Below are 16444 nucleotides of genomic sequence, written 5' to 3'. Positions count from 1 at the left end.
TTTGTCACAGCCCCTCTTTTATTCCGGATAAACGTGTTCCATAAGTCAAAACTCTCTCTTTCATTCCGGATAAACGTGTTCCATAAGTCAAAATTCTCCGTTTAACTTCAAAAAAATGGAGACTCACTTTTTAAAATTGAGAAAAAAGCTCATCTTTAAGATCCTGCATTTCAAGATCATTAGGAACGATTTTGAGATAAGCTACAACATTTTCCTGAGCTTTCTTTAAATGACCAGCGGCGCGACTAACAAATGCAAATTCTCTAAGAAAGTCAGGATTGTCACTAAATGAAGCTGCCGCTGCCTGGTAATTCGCAAAGGCATCTTGTTCTTTTTCAAGTGCATTATAAGCTTGCCCCATATTCCAGTAAAGCTGCGGATCAACCTCATCTGCTTGCAAAAACATACTCAAAAAGTCAATGGTCTCTTGGTAGCGCTGACGGCTAAGTAATAGGTTACTCAGTTCAATTACTAAAGTTAGGTTATCCGGCTCCAGCTCAAGCGCTTTTTTTAAATAGTCTGTTGCTGCTTGCGGTTGTTGCAGCTTTAGTGAAACATTGCTTGCTTCTTGGTAAAGCTTAATGTTGTACTCATCATAGCGTAGGCCTTGCTTGAACGCCTCAAGTGCTTCTTGGAGCAACCCCTGCTCTTCGTACGCCTTTCCTAAGTATGGATAAAGCGTCGTGTAGTCGCTTTGAGCTGCCGCAAGTTTTTTAAAGTTCTTAATTGCACCCTCGTAATCTTTAAGTTGAAACTGCGTAAACGCTAACTGAAAACGAGTGTCTGGATCAAAATCAGCTTCAGAAACCTGCTCGAAGTACCCCAAAGCTTGTTCCAGCTTCCCAGCAGCAGCAGAAACCTGTGCTAACCGTTTTACAAGATGCACCCCAGCAACTGTTGCACTTCCCTCTTTTACTAACTGCAGGTACAGCTTCAGTGCTTTATGGTACTCTTTCATATTGAAATAAAGTTCGGCAAGCCCAAACGTCACAGCTTCTTCTGTAGGTGCAATTCTTTGAGCCGCAAGCAATTTTTGTTCGCTAACTTCAAAGAGTCCCTGTGTTTGATATAAGTCAGCTGCCACTAACAGTGCATTGAGATAGGCATCAGAAGTAGGTTGAATAGCCGCCAAATAATTCAAAGCCTCATCATCTTTTCCTTGATCAACTGCAAGGTCAGCAAGTGCAACCTTCAACAAATCTTCATCTGGAAATTTTTGCAATAAGTTTTTGTATGCTTGTGCAGCCAGATCAGAAAATCCCAACAAGTACAACTCTTCTGCTAAGTGATAAAGGTCATCCGGGGTGTCTTGTTGCAAAGCCTGTCCAAATTCCTGCCTTGCAGCAGTCAACTTTCCGTTTTTGAGCAACTCAATTGTTTTCAATGAATGATTCATATAAACTCCTTTTAAGAATAATATTTTAGTAAGCCGCCAAGCAAACATTCCGTTAACATGCACAAAAAAGCCGGACTTTAAGCCCTGACTCTTTAATTTTTTAAGTAGCCGCTAAATGCCTCAATGGCAATGATTGTACCATATTATTTTTTTAAAGTATAGTATTGTGTAATGCTTGTCACCACGTTTTTGACTCGGGTCACCTAAGCTCTTGGTTTATCTTTTACAAATTCCATGCATTCTGGCTTTTTCTTGTTCACACTTTGTTAGCTAAAAAGCCAATCTATCTTCTAAAAAACTAAAACATAATATTATAAAATAGTTGCTAGTTTAAAGGAGGATAAAGCATGTCAAAAGAAAACAATGCATTTAAAAAAATAATTCTGACAGTTATTGCAGCTGTTATTTTGATGGGAGCTAGCGGCGCTGCAGGCTATTTTTTAGGTCACAATAGCGCTCAAGCCAATTTAAGCAAGACGATGAAACAAAAAGGTGGTGGAATGCCCAACGGTAAAAAACCTACTGGATCACCAGCTGGGAACGGAACTAAAAATTAATCAATTTCTTACTTAATAAGGGGCTGTGACAAAATTTAAATTTTGTCACAGTCCCTCTTTCATTCCGGATAAACGTGTTCCATAAGTCAAAATCTTCCGTCTAACTTCGAATTACTCATAGCAAAGTACTCGCTATCTTCGTAATTTCGAGTTAGCACTCAAATTTTCCCGACTTATGTCACACTCTCTTTTTTGTTACGCCATTTTTTGTGCCTAAATCCACCTAAGCTTTTGAGCTCGCTCAGAAAAAAATTTTCAAAGGCTGCCAAATTGGTCCTAAGCTAAATAGTTTTAATTACTTGGCATTATGTTATATTTAAATTATTCAAGGCTCATGTAGTCCAAATACTGATGACGCTAAAAGCTGACTTCATATAGGGGGAGTAATTATGCAAGAAAATAGCAAAACCGTACCTGCTCAGATCAAAGGGTGGAATTGGGGTGCCTTCATGTATAATATTTTTTGGGGAATCGGCAATAAGACATATCTGCCACTCTTATGTTTAATTCCGGTATTTAATCTTGTCTGGATATTCGTATGCGGTTTCAAAGGAAACGAATGGGCTTGGCAAAATGGAGATTATAAGGATATTGAGACCTTTAAAGCTGTTCAAGCGACTTGGAATCGGGCTGGTCTTGTACAATTTATTATTGCAGTTGTTATTTTTGTTCTTTATCTCTTGTTCTTTGCCTCAATCTTCGCTTCACTTATGAATTCATATTAACAAAATAAAACACATTCCTAGCTCAAAAGAGCCAAGAATGCGCCTATGGAATACTGTGGGGAGTTAAACTCCCAAATGTATTATAAATGAATTTATGCTTTTCAACAAGCTTTTTTAGAAAAAATATTCACTACTATCTTCATATCAAAAATATAACCTGCAAGCTTTTTATATTTGCAAAAACAAACTCTACCTGCAGATCACTCCAGAAAAACAACCTCAAACTGCATTTCCCAAAATATCATTCTTGCTCAGCTTAATAGAATTAAAATAAAAGAAAAAGCTGATAAATCAACGTTTTACGCTGACTTATCAGACTTTACAAATGTATCATCAGAACGTTTTGTTCCGACTTAAGACGGATAAAGAACGGTTTTATTTAACAGCATCCTTTAAGGCCTTACCTGGTTTAAATGCAGGTACTTTGCTTGCAGGAATTTGAATTTCTTTACCTGTTTGTGGGTTACGGCCCTTACGAGCTGCACGGTCACGTACTTCAAAGTTACCAAAACCAATAAGTTGGACCTTTTCGCCCTTTGCTAATGTAGCTTGGATTGTTTCAAAAACTGCATCAACAGCAGTTGTTGCATCTTTCTTTGTCAAGCCAGTTTTTGTAGCAACTGTTTCGATTAATTGTGCTTTGTTTGCCATGTGTTTCACCTCCTCAAATGAAGAAATAGACACAGATAACAAATATCTGTCAACAGTCATTTTGACTGAATCAAAATGATGAAACAATGACTAACAAAATCATTATCTCTGTTAATAAGATAGCATATAAAGCCTAATCTGACAAGGTTTTTAACCCTTTTTTTAGTTTTTTGAACTAAATTTTCCGCGTAAAAAAGCGCTTTTTTTCAGGGTAAAAAATCAGCTTAACACATTGGACATTATTTTTAAACTATTTACGCTTACGCTCTATCAAATGAAGCGGCGTCCCCGTAAAATCAAAGGCTTCACGAATTTGATTCTCCAAAAAACGTGCATAAGAGAAATGCATCAGTTCAGGATCATTTACAAAAACAACAAAAGTTGGCGGTTTAATTGCAACCTGTGTCGTATAGTAAATGCGCAGGCGCTTACCATTATCGGTCGGCGTTGGGTTCCGTGCAATTGCATCCATCACAACATCGTTCAAGACAGCTGATGGAATACGGCGTTGATGATTTTCATTGATTCGTTTGATCAATTGTGGCAACTGATCAAGACGCTGTTTAGTCCGTGCCGAAACAAAAATGATTGGCGCATAACTAAGATACTGAAATTCTTGTCGGATCAGCTCTTCAAATTCCTGCATCGTGTGATTAGTCTTTTTAACAGTATCCCATTTGTTGACTAAAATAATAATCCCGCGTCCAGCCTCATGCGCATAACCCGCAACCTTTTTATCCTGCTCGCGGATTCCTTCTTCAGCATTGAGAACAACTAAAACAACATCCGAACGATCAATCGCGCGCAATGCCCTTAGAACCGCATACTTTTCAGTATTTTCATAAACCTTTCCTTTTTTTCTGATTCCGGCAGTGTCAATAACTGTAAATTCATCACCATTAGCGGAAATAAAAGGAGTATCGATCGCATCGCGGGTTGTCCCTTCCACGCTAGAAACAATTACACGATTTTCACCTAAAATGGCATTTACCAATGATGATTTACCAACGTTAGGACGCCCAATCAGACTAAAACGGGTTGTATGATCTTCAATTTCTGCACCTGTATTAGGAAAAGAACGGCACACCTGATCAAGTAGATCCCCAATCCCAATACCGTGCGTACTGGAAATGGGAACTGGTTCACCAAAACCAAGCGCATAAAAATCAAAGATTTCACTTCTTAACTCTGGATTATCAACCTTATTAACAGCCACCACGACGGGCTTATCTGAACGATAAAGAATTTTGGCGACTTTTTCGTCTGCATCAGTGACACCTTCGCGTACACTCACAACAAAAACAATAACATCTGCTTCATCAATCGCAATTTCTGCTTGCTCGGTAATTTGAGTCAAAAATTCCTCTTCGCCTGTGTCAATCCCGCCCGTGTCAATCAAGCTGAATTTCTGTCCCAGCCATTCACTGTGAGCATAAATACGATCACGAGTCACTCCTGGAACATCTTCAACGATAGAGATTCTTTCTCCAGCAATCCGATTAAAAACGGTTGACTTGCCAACATTAGGGCGACCCACAATTGCAACAACTGGATTAGCCAATATTTACACCCTCTTTCAAAATTATTCAAGTTCATCTACCAACTGAAATCATAAAAAATGACCCAAAAGCAGCTTATCTTTCGGGTCATTCTGAATAACATAGTAGAAGAATTACTTATCTTCGTCTTTATCCTTCAAATCACCAACAAGATCACCCAAGGTGAATCCGGTGCTTTCTTCAGGAATGTCAACCTTTGAAGGTTTCTCAGCTTCCTTCTTAACTTCACTTCCAGCACTTGGTTTTTCTTCGAGTGCCTTGATTGAAAGTGCCAAACGATGTTCTTGAGGATGAACACTAAGCACCTTCACTTTGATTTTTTCACCAGAACTTAAAACTTCATTTGGAGTTGCAATGTGCTTATGTGAGATCTGGGAAATATGAACCAAACCTTCAACTCCTGGGAAGACTTCAACAAAAGCACCAAAGCTGGTCAGACGTTTAACAGTTCCTTCAAGTACATCGCCTTCAGCGACTTTTTCTGCTAAATCATCCCAAGGTTGCGGTAAGGTTTGCTTAATTGATAATGAAATACGTTCTTTATCTTTATCAACTGCAAGAATCTTAACTTTAACTGTTTCGCCAACCTTTAGCACATCAGCAGGTTTGCCAACACGTTCATATGAAATTTCTGAGACGTGTACTAAGCCATCAACGCCACCTAGATCAACAAAAGCACCAAAACTGGTCAAACGCGCAACTTTGCCTTCAACAACATCCCCCACAACTAATTGGGAAAGAGTCTCAGCTTTCTTTGCTTCACGTTCCTTGCGCACAATTTCTTTATGCGAAAGAATTAACCGGTTCTCACTTGGCTCAATTTCAATAATCTTAAGTTCAAGTGTCTGACCCTTGTATTGACTCAGATCTTCAACAAAACGATCATCAACCATCGAAGCCGGGATAAAGCCACGTACGCCTGCATCAACAACTAAGCCACCCTTTACAACTTGTGTAACAGGTGCTGTAATTGTTTCTTCAGCTTTGAACTTGTCTTCAATCTCATCCCAAACTTTACGTGCTTTTAGTCGACGCTGCGAAAGTAGGTAACTTCCGCCTTCTTTGTCAGAACCAATCCGTGAAATCACTACTAAGTCCAATACGTCTCCAACCTTAACATTTTCTTCAACGTTTTCATCGGCCTTAACACTGATTTCCTTAAAAGGCACTACGCCTTCGACACCGGTTCCTTCAATTCCAACGATCACTTGTTTTGCATCGTCAATGGCCAAAACTTCCCCCTTGACAACATCACCGATCTTAACCTCGTTGACGCTATTGAGCGCCTCTAATAAATCTTTGTTTGATTCTGCTTCACTCATGGACAATGTCCTCCTTAACGACTAACTCTACCTACCATTTTAGCCGAATTTTATTAAAAATTCCAGTTAAATTACTAATTTTACGCTTTTTCAAGCTTATTTTCTACAATTCTCATTATTTTCGTGACAACTTCATCAATACTTAAACTCGTTGTATCAACTTTAATCGCATCTTCCGCTTTTACCAAAGGAGAAACCGTTCTCGTTGAATCCTTCCGATCTCTTTCTTCAATTTCAAATTCAAGCTTGGTAAGACTTGTTGGAATATTTTTTGCTTGATTCTCACGAAAACGACGCAAAGCTCGCTCTTTGACACTCGCAACTAAGAAGATTTTAACTTCTGCATCTGGGAGAACGGTGGTTCCAATATCTCGACCATCCATCACAATCCCACCGCCGGCAGCAATTTCTTGCTGTCTTTGTGTGAGTACTTTACGCACACTGACCTGTGCAGCCACCGTCGAAACATTGTTCGTGACGGTTGGCATTCGAATTTCTTTAGTAACTTCATTATTATTTACAAAAACGCGTTGTCCTTCTTTAGCTGGCACAAATTTTATTTCGAGCTGTGCCAGCATCTTTGCCAATGCCAGGTCATCATCCAAAGCGACCTTTTTTTGCAGTGCCCACCACGTAACGGCCCGATACATGGCACCTGTATCACAGTATATGTAACCCAATCTATGAGCAGCCAGTTTGGCAACTGTACTTTTTCCAGCTGAAGCTGGTCCATCAATTGCAATTCGTAATTGTTTTCCCATGGTACATAACCTCTCTGAAGTGACTGCAGATAATTCTGCTTGCAGCCCCATTACTTGATCTTTCAATTTTGGAACTTGTACAACCTGCTTACACGCTAACACCCTTATTTTACGCGAACTTTTTGCCCTGGTGACAAGGTGGAACTGCTACTAAGCGTAGGATTAAGTTCCAACAATTGTGCAACTGTTAAACCATTATTAACCGCCACACGATAGATTCCTTGTCCCTGCCCAACTTCTACATAACTTGACTGCGTTGCATCCGAACTGGATGAAGAACTTGTCGTAGTTGCTGAGCTGCTTGATGTTTCTTGCGTAGTTGAGCTGCTGGCAGTCGCTGCAGCTGTCGAACTGCTTGAGGCCGTAGCTACGCTTTGTTCACTTTCTGTTGAAGTTGAACTCTGTGTTGATTCTTTTTTACTGGAAGTAGTACTCGCCTTTTTCGAAGTCTCCTTTTTGGAGGAGCTTTTCTTCGAAGAACTGCTGTCAACCAGCCCTACATCATTATTACTCCCACTTTCTTGCTTAGCGGAAGTCTGCTGTGAAATAAAATATAATGCAACTGTACCTAAAATGATTGCAATAAAAATAACAAGTAACGAGGTGGTTAGCACGCTCGTAGTTTTATCCTTTTTGCGTGTAGCACTGCGTGAATAATTTCCACTGTCATCCCGTTCGTCTTCAAATGTCTTATCCCAAGGTTTTTGTTTTTGCTCAGAATCTTGGTCCCTTAATTTGCGGCTCATAAGCAATTCCTCCTCAAACGATCATCTTTATTTTACCATAAGAAGATGCTGTGCAACATACTTGTTTGCTTTAGTAGCACCGATCTTCGTCTTAATTAAACTTATTAGTTACATTTTAAACAGTGCCGCAATAATTTCACGATAATCATGCGGTACACTTGCAGCAGTCTGATCTCTTTTAGAAGCTAAAAACCTTTTTAAAACAAGGGGTTGGCCGGCCGGTTGACAACAAGTAACTGTATGCTGCACGACACGTTTTTCACCAAAATATGCACATAAAAAGTTTCTTCTGCACTCCGTTGATTTAAGATAGTTAATCAGTGCTTGCAGCTTCTCCTCTTTTCTTAAGCGGCGGCGCTTGAAAATCAAGCGGATTTTTTCGGGGGTCATGGCGCGTTGTGTATAATACTCCAGTAGTAATTCTTTCTCACTAGCCGCACTGTGTTTATGATCCAGCCCTTTATGTCTAAAATAATACTCTATTTCAAGGTCATCTGGCAAAGTATTGCTACTCAATTGCCGCTGCAATTTAATATCTGCCGGATCAAAGAGTAACAAAGCTAAACTGAGCTGTTGATCCCTTCCGGCACGTCCGACTTCTTGGGAATAGCTTTCTAGGTCCGCGGGAAGATGATAATGCAAAATACAACGAATATTTTTTTTGTTGATTCCCATCCCAAAAGCACTTGTGGCACAAATTACATCCAACTGATCCTGCATAAACTGTTGTTGGATAGAATAACGATCACTTTTGGCCAGCCCTGCATGGTATGCTGCTGTTCTAAGTGAAGTTTTTGCCCTGATTAGCTGACTAAGTTCATCAGCTTTCTTTTTACTTGAAAAATAAATCAGCACTGGCATCTTTAATTGCGGTAAAAGCTGCAGCAAATATTCATTTTTTTGCTGCTGCGATGTGACCTCTTTAACTGCCAAAAAAATATTTGCACGATCAACCGACCTGCGAATTATTTTAGGAACTTCATTTGTATCAAAAAGCTGCTGACAAATGTCACTTTCTACAGCAGATGTAGCCGTGGCTGTCAATGCAAGCGTTAAAGGATTACCAATTTTTTGCCGCAATTCTTTAAGATCCAGATAATCAGGTCGAAAATCTGGTCCCCACTGGGAAATACAGTGCGCCTCATCAACGACAAATAATCCTAACGAAATATGCATTAGCTGTGCAAGCACTGCTTGTTTTTGCAGCATTTCAGGAGCTAAATAAACGTAATCATATTCACCTAAATGCTGTAAGACAAATTGTTTATGCTGATAAGATAATTCAGAGGTCAATGCAATGGCTTTTTTTTCTCCTAGATACCGTAGTTGTTCGACCTGATCCTGCATTAAAGACAGGAGCGGTGAAACAATTAAAACCGGTTTTTTTAAGATTTTACCCATCAACTGATAACAAAGCGATTTCCCAGTTCCGGTCGGTAAAATTCCCAAAGTTGAGTGTCCCGCTAACAGTGCACGCATAATTTCTGCTTGTCCGTCTTTAAAAGAGTTATATCCAAAAAAATGCTGCAGTTTTTCGGTTAAGAAAGTCTCAGAGATCATGTTTGCTTCTTCCAATCTGAAAAAGTCTGAATTTGAAAAAATCAATCTTCTTTTTATGTTCTTCAATTACTTGATAATCCCACGAACTTGGGGGACCGGTGAAAATACCTGCTAAGAATTCAATCTCCGTGGCACTCAAAAGTCGCTTAAATGCAAAATTTTTCTCAAAAATTGCCGCTTCGAGCAAATGTTCATTAATCGTACTGAGTCTCAACTTTCTGGACTTGGCAATCTGTGCTGGCAAAGCCCCCTTTAGGAACTGCGCATAAGTTGCAGCAGTACTGTTAGAAAGCAAGGATTGTTTAAAAAGCGGGGCTACAAGTGCTTGAAAATAAGTGTCTTGGTGCAATAAAAACCAAGCAAAACTGACTGCATAATCACGCCAAAGATTAACAATGTCACTAATATTATAGTTGCTTTTGTCGGCAAGCTGCGCTGAAGTCGCTGCGACAACCCCATGGCCATTAAAAAATGCCATAAACAAATCAGCTTCTCGTGTTGGTTTATCTTTTAAAAAAGCTAATAACATTTTTCCCAAAGTGGCAGCCTGCAATTGCTGTTTGGCGGTCCGAAACCAGCGTTTAAAATAAGCCTGTGCACCATCAGAAGCAGCTGCAACATAGTAATGTTTGTTGGCATACGCTAATTCTGAAGTAACCTGGACTAAAAGCTGTAGCACATCCTCCCACATTTTTTCATCAAGCCGTTGAAAAAGTTGCGGTTGTTTAATCCGATAATGTAAAGCCGCATATTGCGTGCGCGCGGACAATCCTTTTGCTGTTAACAAAAGGCCATTGGGATGCTGCTCCAATTTTGCTTGCCTAAGCAATTGCTTAATTGCCTTATCAAAAAGCAGGCTCTCCATCTGTGGCTGCGTATTTAACCAGTCCAGGATTTGATACTGCATTCCCCAAAAAAGATTTGAGACTGTCCGCTTATTAGCAAGCACTTGACGCACCACTGCAGGTCGACGTGTTTGAGTTTGTGAAAAAAAATAAAGCAGTTCCTCTTGTGCAAACATAGTCCACCTCCTTGCTCTTTAACTATCACTTCTTATTCTACCGTATTATCTACGCAAATAAAGAATAAATACACTCAAATCGCAGTGCTCTCTTTGAAAAAAGCTGTACCTGTTTTAACTTCAAATTAAATCTGCCCAGTCAATCATTTTGTAGACTGCTGGTTTTATTTTCGATGTAACTAAAAAAGTTCAGCCAGCTGGGTAAACAAACCTCCCTGCTAAACTGAACCTAAACTTAAGCTATTTTATTTACATTTTGCAATCTGAGGCTCCAGTCCAAGTCCTGCATTTGTTCATGTTCTAACCTGCCGTGCAGCATTAACTAATGCATCACTACTGAACGGTCCTTGAGCCAAACACGCAGCTTGGTAAATAACAACCAAAAAGCAGTTCCAACCAGCACACCTTTGATTAAATTGAACGGCACCACACCGTATAAAACCAACTGGCTAAGAGGAAGTGAGAGCTTCATCCCTAATACCGCCATATATAAAGGCGTGATTACAAAGTAATTGGCCAGCGATAGCACTACCGTGAGACTAGCAGTTCCAGCAAGGATAGAGCGTCCAATGTTGCTAGCGGTCACGGCATGACTTTTGCGTAAAATATAGAAAACTGGTAAGCAAAAGCAAAGTGAAGCAAGCAAGTTAGTCGAAACGCCAATCAAACTAGCAATAGACGGTCCAGAAATCAAGAAATACAGCAATGAACGTAAAATCGCAATCTCAATTCCGCCTAACGGACCAAACAGAAACATACCAAAAAGAATTGGCAAGTCTGAGAAATCAATCTTCATATATGGTACCAGCGGAATCACCGCAAAAGACAAAAACATTAGTAGATACGATAATCCTGCTAAAAAAGAAGCGATTACGTATCTGCGTGTAGCAGAATAAACCATCAAAAAAACCTCCTGATGTTCATCTTCAACAGTGTGCTTATTCAACAAAAAAACTCTGCTGATCAGAGACCAACAGAGTTTACCTAATTATCATTAAATAAGCCCTATCTTCTTTATCCAGACTATACTGTCGGTACTGGACTCACACCAGTTCAACTGCATTGCTGCAGGTCGCGGACTTTTACCGCCGGTCGGGATTTTCACCCTGCCCCTGAAGATAAACTAATTATTTTATTATATGTTAAAAATACCATATCCCTGAACGCATTGCAACTAGGAATTCCACATTACTGTTTTAAGCGTTGAACTTCATCTTGGGTTAACTTACGATAACTTCCCGCGTTTAAACCGGCAAGCGTTAAAAAACCATAACTTTCACGCCGCAACTTTTGCACAGGATAACCTACCGCCTCAAGCATCTTCTTAACTTGATGATAGCGCCCTTCATGAATTGTTAACGAAATTACTGCCGTTTTCTTCGCACGCTCAGCGGACAAGAGATGGGCCTTGGCTGGGGCCGTTTTCTTGTGATCGATTAAAACCCCTAGTCGTAATTTTTTGAAAGCTTCATTATCTGGAATTCCTTCCACCTTGGCAATATAGGTCTTATCAATTTTGTAGCGTGGATGCATCAATTTGTTAGCTAATTCGCCATCATTTGTCATCACTAACAGCCCTGAAGTATCATAATCCAAACGGCCGACTGGATAGAGGCGTTCTGGAACATCTTTAAAATAATCCACTACAACTTTTCTGCCCTTATCATCACTAGCCGCTGAGATGACCCCCCGCGGTTTATAGAAAAGATAGTAGACCTGTTTTTCACGCTCAAGTGCCTCCCCGTTGACAGTTACCAAATCTGCCGGTCCGACCTTAATACCTAGTTCGGTCACAACTGCTCCATTAACCTGCACCTTCCCAGCTAAAATCAACTTTTCAGAGGCTCGTCTGGAAGCTACCCCCGCACGTGCCATCACTTTTTGCAACCGTTCAGTTTCATTTGTCATCTTTATGTTCCTCCACTTTAGAATCATCTTCTTGCAATGTTTCATTAAAAAGTTCAAGCAGATCTTGCTGCTCGCTGCCGCCTTTTTCTTCATTCGGTTGCGGCAATGCCGGTAAATCTTTCAACGAATGCAATCCAAAATGATTGAGGAAATTTTCAGTTGTCTGATATAAAATTGGACGCCCAGGCGCCTCCAGCCGACCTGCTTCAGTGATTAATTCAAAAGCCAGTAACTTCTGTAATGAACCCGTTGAACGTACGCCTCTAATCTCTTCAATTTGCACACGCGTAACTGGTTGTTTATATGCAATAATGGCTAAAGTCTCCAAAGCAGCGTGTGACAAAGAAGCAACATTGGGGGCTTCGAAATAAGCTTGCAGCAAGGAAGCAAACTCCTGCTTGGTTGCTAGTCGAAATCGTTCCTGTGTTGTAATGATTTGCAAACTGCAATCAGAATTAGCAGCGTAATTTGCAGCCAATTTTTCAATTTGCGCTGAGAGTGCCGGTTTGAGCAAACCAGTCAACTCAACCAACTGATTCAACGAAAGCCCCTCGTCTCCTGCTACAAAAAGCAAGGCTTCAATTTTTGCCTGATTACTCTGCATTTTTTGCGACACTCCTCAATTTGATTGGACCTAACACACTTTTTTGCTTAGCTTGCACAATCCCGCGTTTAATCAACTCTAGCAATGCTAAAAATGAAGTTACCACTTGATCAAGCTCAATTTCTTGCTGTTTTTCAAAAAGTGCGCTGAATTCAAGCTCTACTGTTGGACCAGTTGCAAGCAACTGCTGGAGCCGCTGCATCTCACCCTTAATCGTGTAATGCTCGCGATGCACTTTTTTATTAACAACCACTTTAATTTGCTGCCGACTCAAAAGACTAAACAACGCATGTTGTAATTTTTCAGGCGCCTGCTTTTTCTTTAAAAGCTGACTTCTGACTCCCGCAGGCACCGCCGCTTGTTCACGTGTATGCTGTCGTGCTCTTTTTTGAGCCGCAGCTTCTAAGTTGCTAGCTGCAAGCTGATAACATTGATGCAAGAGCAACTGCTGGACAAGTTCCAAACGCGGATCTTGACTTTCCTGTGTGTCCATGATCGCTGGATGCTGCGGTAGGAGCATCTTACTTTTAATATTTAATAAGGTTGCAGCCATAACTAAATACTCCCCAGCGATATCGAGCGACATTGTCTGCATCTGATGCAGCTGTTCAATATACTGAGAAGTTATTTTTGTCATTTGAATATCATAGATATCCATCTCATTTTTTTTGATCAATTGCAACAACAAGTCAAGGGGGCCTTCGAACGTATCAAGTTTAAAAGTTAGCTGTGTCTGAACATCTTCACTTGCCATTTCGTTGCTCCCACTTGGCGATTAAACCAGCAGTCTCAATACTTCCCATCATTTTAATCTTTGGATATAAAATAGCAAGGTCACTTAACATCTCAAAACTAACGCCTTCATTGCGCTCCGCCGGGGTCACCGCAATATGGCGAATCATTAAGACATTCTCAGTCGCTTCTACTCCAATGACGCCAACAAAATCACCCGTGTCATTCTTCCACAAAAAGAGACAACGATCGTCATCATCACTGTACCATTTAATCTCAGCTTTCAGGCGGGAGAACTCTTTCAGGTCAGGAATGAAAGAGAGCAACCCCATGGTGATTTTCTCATAATCATTTTTATACTTGTAAAGCATGATTGACCTCCTGTGGTCTAGATATCTAAAGTAAAATCGAATTTACTTTATCATAATTTTCTTTTTTGTTCAAATTATCTAAGCACGCGGGTGATACTTATTGTATACATCTGCAAGCCGTTTCTTAGAAAGGTGTGTATATATTTGAGTAGTTGAAATATCTGCGTGGCCCAGTAATTCCTGCACCACTCTTAGATCGGCACCATTTTCTAAAATGTGCGTTGCAAACGAATGTCTGAGCGTGTGGGGCGTAACATTTTTTTGAATTCCCGCTTTTTGAACTTCGAGCTTCAAGTTTTTCCAAATACCTTGACGTGACAGTTTACGCCCATGGTGATTTAAAAAAAGATAGTTGTTTCGCTGTTTTTTCAGTAATTGCGGCCGAACTTCATTTAGATACCGTTCCAACCAGTGAATTGCTTGATCCCCAATTGGGATTATTCTTTCTTTTTGACCTTTTCCCAAAGTTTGAATCAAACCCAAGCTGAGATGCAGATCTGCTAGTTTCAATCCAATTACTTCACTAACACGCAATCCAGTCGCATACATCAATTCAAGGATTGCCCTGTTCCTTAATCCCAGTGGTTTAGCTGTATCAGGCGAATTCAAGAGACAATCAACTTCTTTAACAGAAAGCACTTCCGGTAGATGCTCTCTTCGTTTGGGAGCATCAATCAGTTGCATTGGGTCAGCCGTGACTTTTTCTTCTTCAATTAGGTATTGGAAAAACTTACGCAAGCTAGTCACACAGCGCACAATCGAACTCGTAGCTTTTTTTTGCTCACTTTCTTGTTGCAGGAAAGAAACTACGACTTTACGATCAACATCATTGAAAGAAGTTATTTCAAAAGTTTGCAAAAAAGTCATAAACTGCAATAAGTCATTTTGATAACTGACAATTGTATTATGTGACAAGCCCCGCTCAACTTTCAGATAATGTAAATAGTCAGCAATAATTCCTTCGATAATCCCACATCCTTTGCGTTAGAAAATTCTAGCTTCAAGTCCAACCATTTTGCTGCATCCGTACAATTATTCTTTGTTCAATAAAAGCTGATCTGCAGTTTGTTTAACCAAACCGGCTTTCATCAAGTGACCGACTGCTCGTTTGAATTGTCCCTTACTGATCCCGAAAAATGCCTTGATCTCCGCTGGACTACTTTTGTCAGTAAAATTCAGTGTTCCGTTTTGATGCTGCAAAAGCGCTAAAATCATCTGTGCATCATCACCAATCGCTTCGTAGGCTCGCGGACGTAAGGAAAGATTCAAAAGGCCATCAGGGCGTACACCGATTACACGTGCCTTAACCTTTTCTCCCAGCCTTGGTTCAGCATCTCTTTCACTAGGATGAATAAAGCCCAAGTGAAAATCTGAGGTCAGCACATGTGTGCCTGTCATTTTCAAGCGATATGCAATGGCACTCACGTCCTTATTTTGCATCTCTTTATCAGCTTTGACTGAAATTTCTTGAAAGACCTCCTCAGTCGCAAGTGTCCCCCATAAGCGTCCTTTGGAATCAACTCTTAAAGCAATCATCAACCAATCTCCCTTTTTAGGCCAAAGACGAGTTAACTCAGGAAGTTCATCTAGTGAAACAACAACATCTTTATTAGGAAGTCCAATATCAACAAACACGCCTAACTCATGCTTAGTTGCAACTACTTGTCCAAATCCATAGCGACCTATCCGGCTTTCAGGAAGGTTAGTTGTCATTTGTAATTCATGATCTTCGTTTTCATAAATTAAACCATTAACTTCATCAGATTTGGTTAACGGTTCTTCCACTTCAGCTTTCGCCAATCTAAGCGTCTTTCCTTGAATCTGCAAAAAATAGAAAGCTTCATTTTCGTCAACCACTTTGGCAGTCAATTCTTGCCCAATTATTTCTTTCATTTCCATCTTGATTATTATTCCTCCACTAATTAAAACTGATGTGCAGCACACTCATGATACAATATGCGATCCCAGAAGCAATTACAGGACCCGCAGCAACTCCTCTGAGAAAGACAACTCCCAGAATCGTCCCCAAGACTAGTGCGACTGTCACCTGCGGGGTATTCGCAAGCAGCGAAACTCCATTACGTGATAACACAGCTACTAAAATCCCACAAGCAACAGCAATCAACCCCATTGGAGTCTTAAACACACCTACTAAGTCAGCAAATGTAATCTGCCCCCGTGCAATTGGAATTAAAATTGCAATTGAAATGACCGTCACACCCCAATCAATTCCACGACTTTGAATCACCGGCAGCCACCTTTGGGTTAACGGAAAAACTTTAAGTGCCAAAACCACTAAAGCGGCTAACGCCAAAGACGAATTCTTCGCCACAACTGCTACCAGCAAAATAATACCTAAGAAAATCCAACTTTCCATTGTTTCACCCCGTATACTCAAATCCTTATCCATTTTAACTGAAAAAGAATGAAAATGCGAACTAATTTGTTGTGTTCTTCAGCTTGTGCTTATTTTGAAAGCTCTTAAAAACCAAAAAGTTCAAAAAAACAAAGAGACTGTGTCAAAACCTTAG

At 40.2% G+C, this 16444-nt stretch carries 18 protein-coding genes and 1 riboswitch; of the genes, 2 read left to right on the top strand and 16 right to left on the bottom strand.

The genetic code is table 11. The features are described 5' to 3' along the window. Positions 1–130: 130 nt before the first annotated feature. Positions 131–1396, bottom strand: coding sequence for a tetratricopeptide repeat protein (locus tag FD50_RS03585; RefSeq protein WP_056960322.1), 1266 nt, complete (start codon positions 1394–1396; stop codon positions 131–133). 347 nt (positions 1397–1743) lie between these two features. Here FD50_RS03585 and FD50_RS03580 point away from each other — a divergent pair, with 347 nt between their 5' ends. Both FD50_RS03580 and FD50_RS03575 read left to right on the top strand, forming a co-directional pair. Continuing rightward, complete coding sequence (locus tag FD50_RS03580; RefSeq protein WP_054756540.1) at positions 1744–1953, top strand: flagellar basal body-associated FliL family protein; 210 nt, start codon at positions 1744–1746, stop codon at positions 1951–1953. A 389-nt stretch (positions 1954–2342) separates the two neighbouring features. Further along, positions 2343–2678 carry a hypothetical protein gene (locus tag FD50_RS03575; RefSeq protein WP_054756538.1) on the top strand — a complete coding sequence of 112 codons (336 nt, stop codon included), beginning with the start codon at positions 2343–2345 and terminating at the stop codon, positions 2676–2678. 375 nt (positions 2679–3053) lie between these two features. Here the strand turns inward: FD50_RS03575 and FD50_RS03570 are convergent, their stop codons facing one another. From FD50_RS03570 to FD50_RS03500, 15 genes are all read right to left on the bottom strand, one after another. Continuing rightward, positions 3054–3329 (bottom strand): HU family DNA-binding protein, encoded by a 276-nt coding sequence (locus FD50_RS03570; RefSeq protein ID WP_056960319.1) that lies wholly within the window; start codon positions 3327–3329, stop codon positions 3054–3056. 250 nt (positions 3330–3579) lie between these two features. Beyond that, positions 3580–4890 carry a ribosome biogenesis GTPase Der gene (gene der / locus FD50_RS03565; protein WP_056960317.1) on the bottom strand — a complete coding sequence of 437 codons (1311 nt, stop codon included), beginning with the start codon at positions 4888–4890 and terminating at the stop codon, positions 3580–3582. 111 nt (positions 4891–5001) lie between these two features. Beyond that, positions 5002–6210 carry a 30S ribosomal protein S1 gene (gene rpsA / locus FD50_RS03560; RefSeq protein ID WP_056960315.1) on the bottom strand — a complete coding sequence of 403 codons (1209 nt, stop codon included), beginning with the start codon at positions 6208–6210 and terminating at the stop codon, positions 5002–5004. Between the two features lie 80 nt (positions 6211–6290). Then, positions 6291–6971 (bottom strand): (d)CMP kinase, encoded by a 681-nt coding sequence (gene cmk, locus FD50_RS03555; RefSeq protein WP_054756532.1) that lies wholly within the window; start codon positions 6969–6971, stop codon positions 6291–6293. A 104-nt stretch (positions 6972–7075) separates the two neighbouring features. Beyond that, positions 7076–7717, bottom strand: a complete 642-nt coding sequence (locus FD50_RS03550) for a LysM peptidoglycan-binding domain-containing protein (protein WP_054756530.1) — start codon at positions 7715–7717, stop codon at positions 7076–7078. Between the two features lie 108 nt (positions 7718–7825). After that, positions 7826–9277, bottom strand: a complete 1452-nt coding sequence (locus FD50_RS03545) for a RecQ family ATP-dependent DNA helicase (protein ID WP_228887906.1) — start codon at positions 9275–9277, stop codon at positions 7826–7828. Further along, the gene (locus FD50_RS03540) at positions 9267–10298 is read right to left on the bottom strand and encodes a helix-turn-helix domain-containing protein (RefSeq protein ID WP_056960313.1); all 1032 of its coding nucleotides are present in this window, start codon (positions 10296–10298) and stop codon (positions 9267–9269) included. The genes FD50_RS03545 and FD50_RS03540 overlap by 11 nt, the downstream gene beginning before the upstream one ends. 322 nt (positions 10299–10620) lie before the next feature. Continuing rightward, positions 10621–11199, bottom strand: coding sequence for an ECF transporter S component (locus tag FD50_RS03535; RefSeq protein WP_054756524.1), 579 nt, complete (start codon positions 11197–11199; stop codon positions 10621–10623). A gap of 102 nt (positions 11200–11301) precedes the next feature. After that, a riboswitch (FMN riboswitch) is annotated at positions 11302–11422 on the bottom strand. A gap of 64 nt (positions 11423–11486) precedes the next feature. Further along, positions 11487–12206 (bottom strand): pseudouridine synthase, encoded by a 720-nt coding sequence (locus FD50_RS03530; protein WP_056960311.1) that lies wholly within the window; start codon positions 12204–12206, stop codon positions 11487–11489. Beyond that, complete coding sequence (gene scpB / locus FD50_RS03525; RefSeq protein WP_056960309.1) at positions 12196–12810, bottom strand: SMC-Scp complex subunit ScpB; 615 nt, start codon at positions 12808–12810, stop codon at positions 12196–12198. The genes FD50_RS03530 and scpB overlap by 11 nt, the downstream gene beginning before the upstream one ends. Beyond that, positions 12800–13564 (bottom strand): segregation and condensation protein A, encoded by a 765-nt coding sequence (locus tag FD50_RS03520; protein WP_056960307.1) that lies wholly within the window; start codon positions 13562–13564, stop codon positions 12800–12802. Before FD50_RS03520 ends, scpB begins: the two co-directional genes overlap by 11 nt. Next, positions 13554–13913: a GNAT family N-acetyltransferase gene (locus tag FD50_RS03515; protein ID WP_056960305.1), complete on the bottom strand. Its 360-nt coding sequence runs from the start codon at positions 13911–13913 to the stop codon at positions 13554–13556. The genes FD50_RS03520 and FD50_RS03515 overlap by 11 nt, the downstream gene beginning before the upstream one ends. 78 nt (positions 13914–13991) lie before the next feature. Continuing rightward, complete coding sequence (xerD, locus tag FD50_RS03510) at positions 13992–14879, bottom strand: site-specific tyrosine recombinase XerD (protein WP_056960303.1); 888 nt, start codon at positions 14877–14879, stop codon at positions 13992–13994. 66 nt (positions 14880–14945) lie between these two features. Continuing rightward, positions 14946–15812 (bottom strand): CvfB family protein, encoded by an 867-nt coding sequence (locus tag FD50_RS03505; RefSeq protein ID WP_056960301.1) that lies wholly within the window; start codon positions 15810–15812, stop codon positions 14946–14948. Positions 15813–15831: 19 nt separating this feature from the next. Next, positions 15832–16290, bottom strand: a complete 459-nt coding sequence (locus tag FD50_RS03500; protein ID WP_056960298.1) for a DUF441 domain-containing protein — start codon at positions 16288–16290, stop codon at positions 15832–15834. Between the last annotated feature and the right edge of the window lie 154 nt (positions 16291–16444).

This window comes from Liquorilactobacillus satsumensis DSM 16230 = JCM 12392, assembly GCF_001435195.1.
Lineage (GTDB): Bacteria > Bacillota > Bacilli > Lactobacillales > Lactobacillaceae > Liquorilactobacillus > Liquorilactobacillus satsumensis.
This window is presented reverse-complemented; position numbering and strand designations above follow the sequence as displayed.

Coding starts and splice junctions, on each gene's coding strand:
- FD50_RS03505 (WP_056960301.1), bottom strand. CDS start 15,812: ATGGAAATGAAAGAAATAATTGGGCAAGAATTGACTGCCAAAGTGGTT.
- FD50_RS03500 (WP_056960298.1), bottom strand. CDS start 16,290: ATGGAAAGTTGGATTTTCTTAGGTATTATTTTGCTGGTAGCAGTTGTG.
- FD50_RS03545 (WP_228887906.1), bottom strand. CDS start 9,277: ATGATCTCTGAGACTTTCTTAACCGAAAAACTGCAGCATTTTTTTGGA.
- FD50_RS03550 (WP_054756530.1), bottom strand. CDS start 7,717: ATGAGCCGCAAATTAAGGGACCAAGATTCTGAGCAAAAACAAAAACCT.
- FD50_RS03570 (WP_056960319.1), bottom strand. CDS start 3,329: ATGGCAAACAAAGCACAATTAATCGAAACAGTTGCTACAAAAACTGGC.
- FD50_RS03515 (WP_056960305.1), bottom strand. CDS start 13,913: ATGCTTTACAAGTATAAAAATGATTATGAGAAAATCACCATGGGGTTG.
- FD50_RS03530 (WP_056960311.1), bottom strand. CDS start 12,206: ATGACAAATGAAACTGAACGGTTGCAAAAAGTGATGGCACGTGCGGGG.
- cmk (WP_054756532.1), bottom strand. CDS start 6,971: ATGGGAAAACAATTACGAATTGCAATTGATGGACCAGCTTCAGCTGGA.
- FD50_RS03540 (WP_056960313.1), bottom strand. CDS start 10,298: ATGTTTGCACAAGAGGAACTGCTTTATTTTTTTTCACAAACTCAAACA.
- FD50_RS03585 (WP_056960322.1), bottom strand. CDS start 1,396: ATGAATCATTCATTGAAAACAATTGAGTTGCTCAAAAACGGAAAGTTG.
- rpsA (WP_056960315.1), bottom strand. CDS start 6,210: ATGAGTGAAGCAGAATCAAACAAAGATTTATTAGAGGCGCTCAATAGC.
- FD50_RS03575 (WP_054756538.1), top strand. CDS start 2,343: ATGCAAGAAAATAGCAAAACCGTACCTGCTCAGATCAAAGGGTGGAAT.
- FD50_RS03520 (WP_056960307.1), bottom strand. CDS start 13,564: ATGGCAAGTGAAGATGTTCAGACACAGCTAACTTTTAAACTTGATACG.
- FD50_RS03535 (WP_054756524.1), bottom strand. CDS start 11,199: ATGGTTTATTCTGCTACACGCAGATACGTAATCGCTTCTTTTTTAGCA.
- FD50_RS03580 (WP_054756540.1), top strand. CDS start 1,744: ATGTCAAAAGAAAACAATGCATTTAAAAAAATAATTCTGACAGTTATT.
- scpB (WP_056960309.1), bottom strand. CDS start 12,810: ATGCAGAGTAATCAGGCAAAAATTGAAGCCTTGCTTTTTGTAGCAGGA.